The following is a 15637-nucleotide window of genomic DNA, read 5'->3' as shown; positions in this document are numbered from 1 at the left end:
TTTGCGCCAGGCGGCGGCGGATGATGGTGTCGTCCTTCTCGAGGCCCATCTCCTGCGCTTCGCGCGCCAGCAGTTTCTCGTTCAGCAGATCCCCAACAAGCCCCTTGAGTTCATCGGCGGTGGGCTCGCGCAGCCATTGGCTCGACCAGGTCTGTTTGAGCCAGCGCACGTCGCCGTCGCCAAGTCGGACCGGTTCGACGATTGTGGCTTCGGCTTGCTTGTCGTTCAGCCAGGAATAGCCGCCAAACAAGATCGCGCCGACTACGGCAAAATGCAGCAGAGGCTCCCTGAGCAACATCATACGCTTCCTGCTCCCCCCGCTGTCGCATACATGGTTCGGCCCGGACGACAGCATTTCGCATCAGAGCCATTCGAGTGATAGTTCGACGACTACTTCCTTCGCTCCTGCATGGATGGTAGGTCCCAAAGAGCTGGGGCGGAATGTAAGTTACGTGGGCAAGCACGTAATAGCGCAACAACCGTGTAACGGCACGTAGATCTGCGGGGTGCCCCTTCTGAGCACTACGTCTTGCATTTCTCCGTCGATGGTGCCGGCAGGGCGCAGTTCTTGCCGGCGCTCGATCTCTGGCTACTTTGCGGGCCGGTCTTTGCCGTAATTTTCTCTGCTGTTCTGATCGACCACCGCAACGGGCGCCGCAATCACCAGCCCTGCCGCGCTGCCCGCCGCTGCCGTCGCTCCGGTCGTTGCCTGAACGATCGTGTCGCCGAGGCCTATCGGCGCGACTACCTTCTGGAACTGTTCGCGAAGAATTGCCCCGTCGATGCCGCCAGCGGCGCCGATGACTACGATCTGCGTATGCGGCGTCCGCCCGCCCCAATCATCTTGGAAGGAGAGGTCGACGCGTTTGCCGACCACCTGAAGTACCGCTCGCCGTGTCGGTGCGTCCGACGAATAGATCACGCCCTTGGCGCGATAGATGGTCGCCGGTAACCTCCTGGCGGCCTCCCGCAGCGCTTCCAGCGAGAGCGGCTGATCGGTCTCGTAACTCCAAGTGCTGAAGGTCTCGGTGTGGTCATGCCGATGGTCGTGAAGGTGATGCCCGCAAGCGGGATCATCACAGTCAGGAGCATGATTGGGGTGGTCATGTGGCAGTGCGCCATCCAGTCGGGTCGGATCAAACCGGCCGACCGACAATAGAATTTCCAGAGGCACATTTCCGCCGTATGCCTCGACGAGCCGATAACGGTGGAACCGGTCGTCGAGCCACGCCTTGATGCGCTCGATTTCCTCCCGGGAAACAAGATCGACCTTGTTGAGGATGAGCATGTCGGCGAATGCCACTTGGCGCAGCTTCAATTCCATCATCTCCGGTGCAGCAAATATCTGCTCCGCGTCCACGACGCACATGATGCTGTCCAGCCTGATGCGGTCCCGCATGTTTTCGTCCATGAAGGTCAGTGCGATGCCGGACGGGTCGGCCACCCCGCTGGCCTCCAGCAGGATGTATTCGGGTTGCTCGGGTCGCGCCATCACCTGCGTCACCGCGGCGACCAGATCGTCGCGGATGTTGCAGCAGACACAGCCATTGGCGAGATTGATGACATCCCCCGCGCTTTCGATGCCGACAATGAGCTCGGCATCTATGTTGATCGAACCGAAGTCGTTCACCAACACTGCGACGCGAAGGCCGTGATCGCCCGCAAGAATGCGATTTAGCAGCGTGGTCTTGCCTGCGCCGAGGAAGCCGGTGAGGACGGTCAACGGCACCGCTTGCGTGGCAGATTGCTGGGTGGGCGCCAAGAACGCCCCCGTTTCCGAATCGCCAAGCGTGAGGGTGATATCGTGATCCATGGCCAGCGCTACTTAGCCGATTCAATGGCGTCGATGACTGCCTGGATCTGGGCACTTTTGGCCGAGAGCTTGATCTGGGCCTGCCTTGCCTTCACGAGAGCTATTTCGCGGACATCGATGGTGTAGTCCTTCGGGTAATCCTTGTTCGGTTCGCGATACACGTCGGGTGGATAATATTTCTTCGGGTCGATGTCTCCGTTGAGAATCTCCGCCTCCAATTGGTCAGCGAGTGGATTCCGGGGATTTGGAAATGTGACCCTCAGATTCGCCGGCGTAAGACCGAACAGTTCGACGGCTTCTGCGGGGCTCGGACGCGCCATGTTGCCGGCATCGGGGATTGCTGCCTTGCGCGTCCATATTGCATCTTTGGTGACGTTGACGACCACGACGTCGGGCGCGCCGAACTGGAACAATCCGCTGTAATGAACGCGAATTCCGGCCGTGATCTCCGGGATCAACTCCTCGTCGTAAGCCGTGTGCGTGACCATCGCGAGACGCGGCTGGATCTTATCAAACATGTAGCCAACCGCGTAATGTGGGCTATGAGCCTGGTCGATCGTCGTGCTCATGATGACGGATGGCATGCCCATTTTCATCGCCTGGAGGTTGGCCGTGTCCGGTTGCACCTCGGTCACAAACACGTCCACACCCTTGGCCAATTCGAGCGAGCGTTCGTCGGGTCGACCGTCGCCGGTCCAGACGAAAGACAGCCCATTCCAGTCGAGCCGGTAGGCCGAGGCGCCATCCTTGGTGTGCGACCGGCGCCAGTGGCGGATGGTCACGCCGTCCCTGTCGTAGCAGATGCCGTTGTCGTCGCGGAAATCGAACTCGTTGATCTCGACCTCGTAGCCGTCGCCGATCGGACATGCGTTGAAGGAGTCGGTGTGCCAATGCGTCATCATCTTCATGCCTTCGATCATCGTCTTGATGCCGTCCTTGGGCGTGCGGCCTGATGGCCCATGCACGCGCAGCGGCTTCCAGCGTCCCATCCACGGCGCGAAGGCGAACAGATATGGCAGGTCCGCGTAGTGATCCACGTGAAGGTGAGTGAAGAAGATGTCGTTGACCACCGACAATGGCACCGCCATCGCGATGATGTTGCGCACGCAGCCGGAGCCAAAATCAAAGAAGAACCGCTTTCCGTTTCCGAGCTCCACCATGATGCAGGTGCCGGCCTGTGCACGGGTGACCGGGATCGGCGTGCTGCCGATGAAGGAAATCCGCATCTCGTCGGGTCCGAGCTGTTCCTGGCCCGGGTAGTAAACGTTGTTGCTCACCAGACTCGGCGTTGGCCGATAGTAGGGTGGAAGCGTGATCCCGCCGCTCGGCACCCCTCCGTAAGGGTTCTTTGCCTGGACTGCCGTTAGCGTCTCGTCAGCTGCCTGCGCCGTCGACACCGCACGCGTCGTTAGAGCCGCAGCTCCAGCCAGACCCGCTGTCTTAAATACATCGCGGCGGCTCACAGGTCGGTGGGTCATGATGCACTCTCCTTCTGGCTCACGTTTGCTTGTAGTTGGCTCCCACATTCGTCAGTTCGGCGTCATGAGACGACCACCAGGCGCGCGCCTGGCCCGGCACGCTAAAATCACCTCGCCAATTCAGTTACCGGTGGAGGCGCCCACTTCTGCTCGACGATGTCGGCGCCAGGCATGTAGGTTCGCAGGATCAGAAAAAATGCGCCGCTCTGGGTACTGGGCAACCAGTTGGACTCTTTGTCCTTTCCCGGCGAGTTGCGCTGGATGTAGAGGCTCAAGCCGCCGTCGGCGTCCTTCTTCAAGCCTTTGGTGCGATCGCCTAGTGAATAGCGATTGAGAGGGTTGTCCGTGAAGTTGAAGGTCGGGTCATACATCGTGAGCGACCAGAACGCGTTGACCTTCGGAAGCTGGCCAGGAGCGAACCGAAGTGTATATTTCTTCGCGCCATCGAAGGCCTGTCCTGCGCCGTCCTTGGTCGTATTGTAGTAGACGGCCTCCTCCAGTTCATTGGAGATGATGCCGCCCATAGCTTGTATCGAGGCACGCAGCAGAAAATCGTCGACGAGCCCTGCACGTCCTAGTGTGCGCGGCGGAATGTTCCAGTTGTTGACCTGCCTGCCGAGCTGGCCCGAGTCGATGGCGGCTTTGATTAACTGTCGGCCATCGACCGCAGCGCGCGCGAGCCCGAGCTTGGTCGCCTCGTCCATCTTGTCGAGGTCCTGCCGAGGACCCACGCCCACCTTCGCGAACAGTTCGACCAACTTGGCGAGGCGCGCTTCAGGCGGGTTCTCCGTCATTGCCCTATTCATGGTCCGCCACTCGGCGAGTGGATCGGTTCTTGAATCGAAGGGTTTCCAGACGTCGCGGCTTGCCGGCAGCGCCGCGTCCTTCTTGCCCCACAAGCTGAGCGGGATCAGCGTGTATTGATCCTGCAGCGCATTGACAGTCTTCGCATCGGCCGGGCCGTCGATCAGCGTGCGGGCAAAGATCAGCACAGACGGTGTCAGCGACGCGGGCAACGGCTTCACTCCCGCGGGGAGGGCACCCTTCCAGCCGGGGCCGACGATGGCAAAGCTTCCGGCCTTGCCGCCGGTCGTGCGTTTGCCGACATAGGCAAAGTTGTCCGAATCTATGCCCGCCAATTCGAACGAGAAGTAGCGGTCCCCCATGTTCGGGTGCGAGAGGATCACCGGCTCCTTGCCGACGTCAAGCCATGCTGTCGAGTAAAGCGTGTCTTGGTTGGGTGAACCGCCGCCCCGATAGGAAGCGTCTGCCAGCGTTCGCACATGGCTGAAATGGTTGATGGGCGCATACAGCGGAAGCTCGTTGGCGGACTTTGGCCGGGTGACCCAATCCGCCCGCAGGCTTGGTAGATAAACGTAAGGAAAGCCGAAGATATAGGCCTGTACGCCCAGGGAGTAAGCATACTGCTCGCGCCAGTCGGTCTTGTCATCGGCGTCCTGCGCGAACACGCTCGTGGCGAATATGAACGCGAGCGCCCCGAAGACTGATGCGATTTTGGTTCTCATGGTTTCCTCCCTAGCGTCGCATGTCAGCCTTCGCTTTACGGGCTCGACCCCACAAAGCCGCCATGTCTTGTCGAACCACGCCTCCGGCGCGCCGTAGGGACGCGGGATGGTGAACCAGTCCTTGCCTGCACGGCCTCAAATCCGGTTGCGTTGCTAACCGCGTATTCGCGTCGTCCACCTGCACAATCATTTCACCAGTTCCACGTCCGGCATTTGCCAAGACCTGTCCCAGAACTCCTCCGTGCCGCCGTATATTCGGACGGTAGGGAGCGGCCGCTTGCCGGCGGTCGGGATCCAGTTGCTTTCCAGTCCCTCTGGCGCTTTTGGCCCGAAGTAGAGGGTTGTACTTCCGTCCGCGTTCTTCTTCATTTTCGGCAGATCGAAAGAAGATAGCCCGGGCCGTTGTTGCTGGTTGTAGATGAAAGCAAATGTTTCCAGGTCGTAAATGATCAATGACCAGAACTGCTTGACCGGCACCCTGGCGGGCATGACGAACGAGTAAGCTTTGCCGGCCTGCAATTCGTTACCGTCCTTGTCGGCGAGCGCGAACAGATACTGTGTCGCCGGCAACTTCGGCAATTTCCGGGGGAAATTCACCGCGCTGAAGTAACGATCGGCGCGGTTATCGAGCTCGATCATCGCGTCCGTCTCCCAACGGAATTCACGGTTGGCGTCCGAAAACAGACCGTCGTACCAGTGCTTGCCTTGCCACCAGATCTTCGATGCATCGGGGTGAATGAAGCGCTGCAAAAGATAGAAGTAGGCGTCGATTGCACCCTGCCGCATCGCCTGTTTGGTTTTGGCGTCCGGTTTGTAGGGCTTACCCTTCTCGATGCCGAGCGTGGCGAGCATGCCCATCATCACCTTGTCGCGGGGATTGGGGTTCTCGACGCTGACGATGGCGTATAGATCCTCGAAATAGCGTTCGTCGTAGAACGGCAGCGTCGAATAGCGAATGTCCGTAGGGTCGGTGAACTGGGTAGGCTTTGGATCATCGAGATAATACATTTTGAACGTCCTGGCGTAGGCGTAAGCGTCCTCCGTGGTGGCGTTCGCGCCCTTCACCGAGCGAATAGCGAAGCAGATCCGGTAGCTCGGGCTCTTCACCTCAATGTGCCCGGCGGGTACCGCGCCCTTGTATCCCGGCGGCGTAAGCAGAAACTTTCCGCCCTTGCCTTGGTCGAGGCCGGAAGGCCCGACATCGGCGATGGTGATTTGCCAGTGATCCACGATCTGCCCATACAGACTGGCCTTTTCGGTCGCCGCCGGAACTTCTATGACCACCGCCCCCTTACGCAGATCAGTCTGTGAAAGGATGTAAGGCGACTGGTTGTTCGCGGTCAGGAGTTCAGCGTTCGGCTTTGCGGGTTGCGACCAGGCAAGGATGGTGTTGTCCTTGGCGCCGATATCCATCGCGCCCCGATGGAAGCCGTAGGCTCCCACGGCCGGGATCGACCAGATCACAGCCTCGAAGGCACGCTGATAAGCGGCTTGATAGGCGAGGTCCGCCACCGACGGCTTGGCGCCCGCGCTTGGCTTGCCGCCCAAGGGTTCCGTGATGTTCGCGATGTTCTCTTTGGCGATGGTTGGGCGGGTCGCCTCCTGCGCCGAGAGGCTAGAAACAGAAATTAACGCGAGTGTTGCAACGACCGACGCGATTTTTGTTCTCATGGTTTCCTCCCTAGGGTCGCATGTCGGCCTTCGCTTTACGAGCTCGACACAAAGCCGCCCACGTCTTGTCGAACTGCGCCTAAGGAATGCTTTCAAGGTGCAGCGTGAACCCGTCCTCGCAGAACCATCGCTTGCTGAACTTAGCAGTACGCGCCGGCCACGCAGCGACGAACCGTACGCCGCGCAACCCCGGCGACACTGACCGGCGTGCGCGGGCGCCCGACCCTGGCCTCGGCAGTGGAAATGATGCCGGAGACACCAGGGAACGAAGGCCGCTCAAAGGTTTCGAGTCCGATGAAGCCGATGGCTCCAGCCAGCAGTATGGTTCTCAGTCTCTTCATCGTGGTCATTGGCCACCTCCTATGGAAAACTCCGAGGGCAGTTCATCGGTGTCGGTAAGCTCCTTCACATCGACCTTCTTGGAGTCGGTCGGCGCCTTGAAGGCAAAGTCGCCTGGGGCCGCTTGATCACCTGTCTTCCAGCCGCTGATCTGAACGCTGTACTGCGGGCCCTGGTCCACCCCTTTGGACGTGATCACGTAGCGGCAGGGATAGGGACGCTCGCCTTGCGCGATCCATATCTGCCAATCGACCTCGCTGGTCCGAAACGCCAGATGATCGCATTCGGTGCCGCCGATCACGCCGCTACCGAGATCCTTCACGTCCGTGACGTCGCGCATCAGTTCGTCATAGACGTTGGACAACAGAAGATCGGCGCCTGGAACCGGCCGCTGATATTTGTTCCTCAACTCGTCGACCAGATTGTCGACAGTACCGGGGATGTCGACCTGGCCGTGGAGATTGGCGTCCTTGCGGACCAGCGTCACCGTCTTTCCGTCGAAAACCATCTCGACCTCGGCAAAGCCGCCGGAGCGGGTGGCGCGGAACTTGTCGGGCCGGCTGAGGTCGACTGCGCCCGAACTCGCCAGCAGGAGCTTCTGGTGGTCCTTGGTGACGATCTCGAGATTCGTGTCGTATCCAAACGAAATGGTTTTCTGCGCGGCGAGATAGTCGGACATCGCCTTGAGAAGGGTCTTGGCCTCCGCTTCATCGGCCCGTGTGGTCGGAGCTCCCAGCCCGATCGTCAGGACCAGCGCCACAGCGGATGCCGTAGTGGCGACGCGTGCGAATGATTTCTGGGTTGCTCGGTTCATTAGAGGTTTCCTCCCTTGAGATGTATTTTAAATTTGCAAGACCTTTCGGGCAGACCGGGCAAACTTCGTCGCGGACCTGGCTTACTGGTTAAACTCAAGGTCCACCCTTCAGTGCAGCACGCGCAGACGAGGAAACGTATTGGCCGCCGCCAAGAACCGTTTGGACAGCGTCAACCAGTTCGTCGCCCGCATCGGACTTCACGACGTATCCGGCAGCCCCTTCGTCGATGGCTTTTCTGACAATGGCCGGCTCATCTCGAACCGACACGAAGATGATGCGGGCGTTCGGATGCACGGCGAGGATGTCGCGTGCCGCCGCCAGCCCGCTGATGCCTGGCATTGCGATGTCCGAAATAATGATGTCGGGCACGTTCGCATCCACTGCCGCAATCAATCCCTGTCCATCCGACACGATGTCGACGTCGTAGTCGCCAAGCAGAGATCGTAGGTGGTCAGCCATTTCAGTATGATCTTCGGCGAGTACGAGACGTTTGCGTGCCAAGTGAGCTCTCTCGGCTTGAGTGTCGGGCCTGGTGCTGCTGGTTGGATGCTACGAGCGCAGGCGGGCCGGCGCATCGGGGAAACCCCGGTGGCCAAGGCGTGGAAATCCCGGGGTTGACGGGCCGGAAATCACGGGGTCAGAGGGCCTGGAAATCGCTGGGTTCAGGGTTCGGGAAGATCCCGGAAATCAGATCAGTCGGAAATGAGCCCCTGCTTCAGGGCAAATCTGATCAGATCAGCCGTGCTCTTGACGCCGAGGACGTGCAGCAACTGGGATTTGTGATCCTCGACGGTGCGCACGGAAATCTTCAAGTCAGCTGCAATCTCTTTCATGCGCTTGCCTTGCGCGACCATTCGCAGGATTTCCCTTTGGCGAGAGGTAAGGTGGTGGTCTTGGCGATCCGCGGGCAGGGACATCGTCCGCAAGACATCGCCGGCGATATGCGGCGTCAGGTATATGCGGCCGGCCATGACCGCGCGGATGGCTTCGAGCAATTCTTCGCCCGCTGCCGCCTTCAGAAGATATCCGCATGCTCCGGCGCGCATGGCTTCCGCGGCAACGCTCGCCTCGGTGTGGACTGTCAAGAATATGAAGCGCGCGCTGGAGTGCTCCGATTTGAGCTGACGCAGGGCGTCCAAACCACTCATCACCGGCATGGTAATATCCGAAACAATGATGTCCGGCTTGAGAAGCCGCGCTTGCTCCACGAGTTGCTGCCCATCGGCGGCTTGTCCAACTAGGTCGGCGACCTCATCGATCAACCGGCCAAGTGCTTCAGCAACCATCACATGGTCGTCCGCAAGTATCACCCGCGGTCTCAATGCCTCTCTCCCGTCGGAATGACGACGGTGGCGACGGTACCTCGACTGGACGACGCCATCTCGAACGTCCCCTCAAGCATTCTAACGCGCTCGCGCATGCTCAGCAGCCCGATTCCATGGAGTCCGTTCGAGCCGTTCTCCTGGAACCCACCTCCGTCGTCGGTGATCCGCATCACGACGTGACTATTTCCACGTGCAAGCGATATGCGGGCCGTTCTGGCATGGGCATGCTTTGTTATGTTGCGAAGCGCTTCCTGTGCGACCCTGTAAAGGCAGAGTTCGACGTCGTCCGCGACTTCGGACCATCCACCGGCGACCTCGACATCCACCCTTGTGCCGGACTCGCCGTTGATTTCCTCGCAGCGACCGCGCAACGCCTCCAGCAACCCGACATGCTCAAGCGCTCCTGGATGCAGTTCGTGCGACAAATCCCGCAGGTCCTTCGCCAACCCCACGACCTGTTGCTGAAGTCCCGACAACTCGCTTCGTGCGGTATCATCTGGATTCGGGACGCGCCGCCTGAGGCTGCTCAAGCCGATTGACAGCGACGCCACGCGCTGCCCGACATCGTCATGGAGTTCCCGCGCAATTCGCGTCCGCTCCTCCTCCTGCGCGTAGATAAGCCGGCCAGCCAATCGGCGAACCTGGTCGTAGCTGACGCGAAGCTCGCTTTCCTTTGCGCGAATACCGATTTCGGCCGCGCGCCGCCTAGTTCGTTGCACGAGAAAGCTCACAATGAGAAGTGTCTGAAGTACGATCAGCGAAATCGTTCCGACGATGTACCAGCGATAGAGATCCCATACGCTCGGCGACCGAAAACGCACTTCGCTGTTTGGCGGCAGGATGGCTTCGCTGATCCCCCATCTTTGCAACTCCCTCCAGTCGTAGGCTGGAATCCCAAGTCCAAATAGCGGCGTCTTGATGTCGCTCGCCCTCTCGCCCGCAAGAATGCGGAGAGCAACGTCGGCGGTTTGCTGGCCTAGAGCTCGAGTTTGATCCGCAGGCCCGCCAACCGAGCCCTGGCCAAGATGGTAGTCGCCATAACCGAAAACCGGCACGGTAGCGACCTCACGTATCCGTGTGAAGGCGGCATCCAGCGGGTGCACGGCACCCGCACCATCCACCGCCAGCATGAAATAGAGAACGGCTGACTGCGGCGGCAGGCGGGCGACCCGGCGTAACATTTCGTCGAGCGACAACTCGTCAAGCCATTCGAATTCCACGCGATCCGCGAACGGTTGAAACTCACGATGCAATTCACGAGCCCAGAATTGCTCGTTTGGAGAATTTCCGATGACGACTGCAATGTCTGTTGTCTCAGGCCGCACCCGCAGAATATTCTCGACGAAGGCTGGCAGATCGAGCTTGACCCCGATGTAGGTGGCATTGGGTGTAGTGGCGGCATCGGGCGTGAGGCGCGCGTCTACCCCCGCTATCACAATGGGTGTGTCAAAAAACAGCTGTTGCCGATATTTCTCAACGAAGGCCGCAGCCGGCCCACCTTGAGCTACAATCAAGTCAAGTCTGCGCCCGGAAAAAAGATCCTGCAGATATTTGACCAGCGAACCTTCGTTCTCGGGTTCCCGAAACCGTGCTGTAAAAATCGACGCTTCATAAATATCAACAGGCTCTGGCGATCGTTTCACGAGCGCCGCCTGAAAACTCTTGGTCATCTCGCTGAAAGGCGCAAAATCACGCCCAAACGAGTGCAGCAGAAGTACGCGCTTTGGCTCTGCTGCGTTCGCCCCAAGCGTGGAAAGTAAGAGGAAGGCTACCACCAGCCAAGCCCCATACAACAACGTCCTTGAGGGATAGCCCGTCATAATTTTAAGTGCAGAGCACCTCGCGGATTGCCGTTCACATCTCCAAGATAGCAGTTACGGGGCGCGAGCGAAATCCGAACCGAGATAGACTCAAGTACCGTCGCGTCGGCCTGGGTCGCACGGCCTCATCGGCTCCTGTGGCCGGGTCCCTTTTCGAAGTTGTTCACCCAACGCCGGATGTCTCACAAGGGTCATTGCGTCTCGTTGATGTCATTCGGCAAAGTCCGCTTCGGATCAATGGCTTGCCGTAGGGCGGTTTCGAAGGAACGCCCGTAACGGGTCAATTCTTCCGGTTCTCGATCTGGAAGATTGCGCCGGACTCGGTCGTTGGCCGGATCTCAGAAACGGCTCGTTTCGACGCAATCGCGCCGGGTGCATGTCTTTTGACGATGTCGCCGCCGAATCCACGATGAGGGCTTTGCAGGCCTAGGCGAGGGCAGGGCGCCACGGTAACTTACCGCTGACTTCGATCGGCTTTTCCGCTGTTGCCAGGCATTCCAGCAGAAGCGAAGCGGATAGCAGCGTAAGGAAACATGGCACGCCAGCGTACAGAGGTCGCGCCCTAAGTAGAAAGGCGAAATGGCTCCCCGAGTTGGATTCGACCGCCCTAGCTAAAGCGCAAGAGATTGGTGAATGGTGTTGAAGACAAGAGACTTCGGAGCATAAGGCGACCTGGCACCATACACTCCTATAAGTATCTAATTTTATTATAACATTTGGTAACGGGAGACCGCTGCATCGCGAGACCCACTATCGAAGAGGCATTCTTCTGCTATCGACGACACGCGGTTTAGTCGAAATTTTCCATTTTGAGGAAGAGGTTAGCCGATGCCCCTCCGAAGACAGAGGTCACTTCCTTCTTCGGGGAAGAAGACCCCACAGAAGTCAGATACTGAGATTCTTGCCTGACGCTGATACAGTGGTCATGCCGGTATCGCATCTTCTGCGTACTTCCCCGCGGCCATCGCAGGCGGCAGCATATCACCTTCACGCTACTCAGCGCCATGGACGAGATCGTGACGACACGTTCATAGTGCAAGAAATTTCACTTATCGAATTTTCATGCACTCTGCTTGACATGGTCGGTGCTCACTGGCACACCAGCAACGTCGCGAGAAATTTCGTAATATGAAATTTCTTGCAGGCCACCCGCAATGCTGCCAGCATTGCGGGGGAGGCGGGAGACAACGCGGAGGAGACAATGAAGAATTTTGGACTGGCCGGGCCTTTGGCTGCGGCGACGATGACCCTTGCCCTCGTCTCGACGGGGGGCGCATTCGCCCAGAGCAAATTCCAGTGTGCGCCGGGCGAAATTTACATCATGAACGTCATGGTCTCGGCTCACCCCTACTGGGTGCCGGTCTACCAGGGCTTCAAGCAGGCGGCCGAAGCGATGGGCTGCGAGACGGTCTTCTCGGGCACGCCCGACTATGACATCACCAAACAGATCGCCTCGTTCGAGCAGGACCTGGTCAAGAGTCCGGCGGGCATCCTGCTCCACCCGATGCAGTCGGATCCGTTTATCGAGCCGATCAACCGCGCCATCGACAGCGGCGTCGACGTGGTGACATTCGCCGCCGACTCGCCGAAATCCAAGCGCACCGCGTACATCACGTCTGACAACCTCGCCGAAGCCAAGTTCGCGGCCGAGGAGATCGTCAAGCAGGTCGGCGACAGCGCAGAATATGCGGTCCTCGAGAATCCGGGCCAGAGCAACCACGATCTGCGCGTCACGGCGCTCATCGCCTACATGGAGAAGAACTTTCCGAACATGAAGCTGGTCGGCCGTCAGGCGACCAACCAGGATAGCAACGCCGCAAACCGGGCGACCGCCTCGATCCTGCAGGCCAATCCGAACCTGAAGGCGATGTGGATTCCGGAGGCCGGTTCGGCCGAGGGCGCCGTCTCGGCGGTGCTCGAGGCCAAAGCCAAGGTGCTGATCATCCACGCCGACGTCACGCCGGCGACGCTGGAGCACATCAAGGCGGGCAACATCCACATGTCGCTCAACCCGAACCAGGGGGTCCAGGGCTTCATGGGCTTCATCACAGCATTCCTGGCGGCGCATCCGGACATGTTCGACCCGTTCAACGACTACAAGGTCTCGGGCTACAACCCGATGCAGGTGCCGTTCATCGACAACGGGTTCGCGGTCATCACCAAGGACAACGCCGACTCCTTCGACCTGAACAAATACATGGAAGGACGCGATCCGAGCTGAGCGCGGCGGACCGCAACGACGATGCCCGCGCCGCGCCACGCGGGCATCGAAAAGCATATTCATGATGGAACAAACCAATGACGGCCGCCTCCCACGACGACCTGATCCTCGAGATCGCCAATCTGTCCAAGTCCTTCGGACCGGTTCGTGCGCTGCGCGGCGTCGGGTTCCAGCTGCGCAGGGGAGAGATCCACGCTCTCGCGGGCGAAAATGGCGCCGGCAAATCGACGTTGATGAACATCATCGACGGCATCCTGCGCCCGGACAGCGGCGAGATCCGCCTCGACGGCCAACCCGTCACCATCACCTCGCCGGCCATGGCGCAGACGCTCGGCATCGGCTTCGTGCACCAGGAGATCGCGCTTTGCCCCGATATCACCGTCGCGGAGAACATCTTCATGGCGGCGACCAATTCGAGCCGCGCACTGCTAATGGATTTTCGCGGGCTGGAGCGCCGCGCCGCCGAGATCCTGCGACGCCTCGGCGACATCGATCCCGCCGCGCCGGTGCGCTCGCTCTCGATCTCACAGCAGCAGCTGGTCGAGATCGCCAAGGCCCTGACACTGGATTGCCGGGTGCTGATCCTCGACGAGCCGACCGCCGCGCTGACCGAGCGCGAGGCGCAGATCCTGTTCGAGATCATGCGCACACTGGCTGGGCAGGGCATCTCGATCATCTACATCTCGCATCGCATGGTGGAGATCTTCGACAATTGCGACCGCGTCACCGTGCTGCGCGACGGCCAGTATATCGCGACGATGAACGTTTCCGAGACGACGACCGGCGAGGTTGTCAGCGCCATGGTCGGTCGTGTGATCGACAGCCTCTACCCGCCGAAACTGGCTGAAGACGAGCGCTCCGGCGAGATCATCCTCGACGTGCGCGGACTGACCGATCGCCAGCGGTACCGCGAGGTTTCGTTCCAGCTCCGCAAGGGCGAGATCCTCGGCCTCGCCGGCCTCATCGGCGCGGGGCGCACCGAAATCGTCAAGGGCATCTGCAGGCTGGAGGGCACAGTGACGGGCGATGTGTCGCTGCACGGCCGCGTGCTGCATCTGGCACACTATGCCGACAGCATTGCCGAGGGCATCGTCTATCTGTCCGAGGACCGCAAGGGCGACGGGCTTTTTCTCGACATGTCGATCGCCGTCAATGTTTCGGCGCTCAGCGTCGAGCAGGTTGCCACCCGCGCTGGCATCATCGACGACCGCCGGGAGACCGAGCAGGCCGAGCGGCTCGGTGGCCGCCTGAACCTGCGCTACGGCCATGTCGGGCAGCCGGTGTCGGCACTGTCGGGCGGCAACCAGCAGAAGGTCGCCATCGCCAAGATGCTCTCGGTCAGCCCGAAGGTGATCTTCCTCGACGAGCCGACGCGCGGCGTCGACGTCGGCGCAAAGGCCGAGATCCACCGCATCCTTCGCGATCTCGCCCGCGGCGGAGTCGGCATCGTCGTGATTTCCTCGGAGCTTCCCGAACTGATCGGCGTCTGCGACCGCGTGCTCGTGGTGCGCGAGGGGCGCATCGCCGGCGAGGTCACGGACGACGAGATGACGGAGGACACGATCATGTATCTTGCGTCGCTCGGCGAACAGCCGCCGGTGGCGTCATGAGGGCGGAGGGAACAATGTCGACAGTAACCACGCCTTCGGGGAAGGACCGCGGCGCCTCGGGCGGCATCCTGGACACGCTGCGGCGCCTGCTACGGATGCGCGAGACGGGGCTCGTCCTGATCATCTTGGCGCTGTTCATCGCGATGGCCTTCGCCTCGCCCTATTTCCTGACCTGGAACAACATGCGCGCCATGGCGATGGCCTTCGCGGTCGAGGGGGTCGTGGTCGTCGGCATGACGATCCTGCTGATCTCGGGCGGCATCGACCTCTCCGTCGGTTCCGTCACAGCGCTGGCGATGGTGATCGCGGGCCTGCTGTTCCTCAACGGTATCGATCCCTGGGTGGCGTCAGGGATGGCGATCGCCGTGTGCACCGCCATCGGCGCGGCGATGGGTTTCTTCGTCACCCGCGTCGGACTGCACCATTTCATCGTGTCGCTGGCGGTGATGGTGATCGCGCGCGGGCTGTGCCTGCTCGGCACCGGGGGCCGGCCGATCGGTCTCTACACGCTGCCGCCGGAGTTCAAGTTCATCGGCCAGGGCTCGATTGGCGTCATCCCGGTGGTCATCGTCATCTTCGTCGTCGTGGTCGTCGTCTTCGACTTCCTGTTGCGGCGCACGACGATGTTCCGAAAGGTGTTCTACACCGGCAGCAACGAAAAGGCGGCGGCCTATTCTGGCATCCGCACCAAGAAGGTGGTGTTTCTGACCACCACGCTCTGCTCGACGCTGTGCGGCGTGGCCGGCATCATCTACATGGCCCGCTTCGGCTCGGCCCAGCCGACGTTCGGCATCGGCATGGAGCTCAACGTCATCGCGGCGGCCGTGATCGGCGGCGCGAGCCTATCCGGCGGTTCCGGCACGATCTTCGGCGCGATCCTCGGGACGATCCTGTTGTCGGTGGTTTCGAGTTCTCTCGCGCTTCTCGACGTTTCGGTCTACTGGCAGGACATCATCCGCGGATCGATCCTGCTGACGGCGGTGACGATCGACCACTACCTCAACAAGCGACGTGGCTGA

At 60.4% G+C, this 15637-nt stretch carries 12 protein-coding genes and 1 pseudogene; 3 read left to right on the top strand and 10 right to left on the bottom strand.

Going from position 1 to position 15637, the window contains the following annotated elements:
• From OHD62_RS31755 to OHD62_RS31710, 10 genes and pseudogenes are all read right to left on the bottom strand, one after another.
• Positions 1-250, bottom strand: a pseudogene (locus OHD62_RS31755) (peptidyl-prolyl cis-trans isomerase); the annotation flags it as partial.
• Positions 251-589: 339 nt separating this feature from the next.
• Complete coding sequence (locus OHD62_RS31750) at positions 590-1813, bottom strand: CobW family GTP-binding protein (RefSeq protein WP_263791145.1); 1224 nt, start codon at positions 1811-1813, stop codon at positions 590-592.
• Between the two features lie 8 nt (positions 1814-1821).
• The gene (gntH, locus tag OHD62_RS31745) at positions 1822-3276 is read right to left on the bottom strand and encodes a guanitoxin biosynthesis MBL fold metallo-hydrolase GntH (protein ID WP_263791143.1); all 1455 of its coding nucleotides are present in this window, start codon (positions 3274-3276) and stop codon (positions 1822-1824) included.
• Between the two features lie 122 nt (positions 3277-3398).
• On the bottom strand, positions 3399-4817 hold the full coding sequence (locus tag OHD62_RS31740) for a DUF1254 domain-containing protein (protein ID WP_263791141.1): 1419 nt from the start codon (positions 4815-4817) through the stop codon (positions 3399-3401).
• A 186-nt stretch (positions 4818-5003) separates the two neighbouring features.
• On the bottom strand, positions 5004-6488 hold the full coding sequence (locus OHD62_RS31735; protein ID WP_263791140.1) for a DUF1254 domain-containing protein: 1485 nt from the start codon (positions 6486-6488) through the stop codon (positions 5004-5006).
• A 140-nt stretch (positions 6489-6628) separates the two neighbouring features.
• Positions 6629-6838: a hypothetical protein gene (locus OHD62_RS31730; RefSeq protein ID WP_263791138.1), complete on the bottom strand. Its 210-nt coding sequence runs from the start codon at positions 6836-6838 to the stop codon at positions 6629-6631.
• Positions 6835-7641 (bottom strand): DUF2092 domain-containing protein, encoded by an 807-nt coding sequence (locus tag OHD62_RS31725; RefSeq protein WP_263791136.1) that lies wholly within the window; start codon positions 7639-7641, stop codon positions 6835-6837. Before OHD62_RS31725 ends, OHD62_RS31730 begins: the two co-directional genes overlap by 4 nt.
• Positions 7642-7735: 94 nt before the next feature.
• Entirely contained in the window at positions 7736-8143 is a 408-nt protein-coding gene (locus OHD62_RS31720) for a response regulator transcription factor (RefSeq protein WP_263791135.1), read from the bottom strand.
• A gap of 191 nt (positions 8144-8334) precedes the next feature.
• Positions 8335-8952 (bottom strand): response regulator, encoded by a 618-nt coding sequence (locus OHD62_RS31715; protein WP_263791158.1) that lies wholly within the window; start codon positions 8950-8952, stop codon positions 8335-8337.
• Positions 8953-8960: 8 nt separating this feature from the next.
• Positions 8961-10742, bottom strand: a complete 1782-nt coding sequence (locus tag OHD62_RS31710) for a histidine kinase (protein ID WP_263791134.1) — start codon at positions 10740-10742, stop codon at positions 8961-8963.
• A 1246-nt stretch (positions 10743-11988) separates the two neighbouring features.
• Here OHD62_RS31710 and OHD62_RS31705 point away from each other — a divergent pair.
• The 3 genes from OHD62_RS31705 (at position 11989) to OHD62_RS31695 (ending at position 15637) form a co-directional block, all read left to right on the top strand.
• Complete coding sequence (locus OHD62_RS31705) at positions 11989-13008, top strand: substrate-binding domain-containing protein (RefSeq protein WP_412177443.1); 1020 nt, start codon at positions 11989-11991, stop codon at positions 13006-13008.
• A gap of 77 nt (positions 13009-13085) precedes the next feature.
• On the top strand, positions 13086-14618 hold the full coding sequence (locus OHD62_RS31700; protein ID WP_263791133.1) for a sugar ABC transporter ATP-binding protein: 1533 nt from the start codon (positions 13086-13088) through the stop codon (positions 14616-14618).
• Positions 14619-14713: 95 nt separating this feature from the next.
• Positions 14714-15637, top strand: coding sequence for an ABC transporter permease (locus tag OHD62_RS31695; protein ID WP_263791154.1), 924 nt, complete (start codon positions 14714-14716; stop codon positions 15635-15637).

This window comes from Mesorhizobium sp. YC-39 (genome assembly GCF_025753795.1).
GTDB lineage: Bacteria > Pseudomonadota > Alphaproteobacteria > Rhizobiales > Rhizobiaceae > Mesorhizobium.
This window is presented reverse-complemented; position numbering and strand designations above follow the sequence as displayed.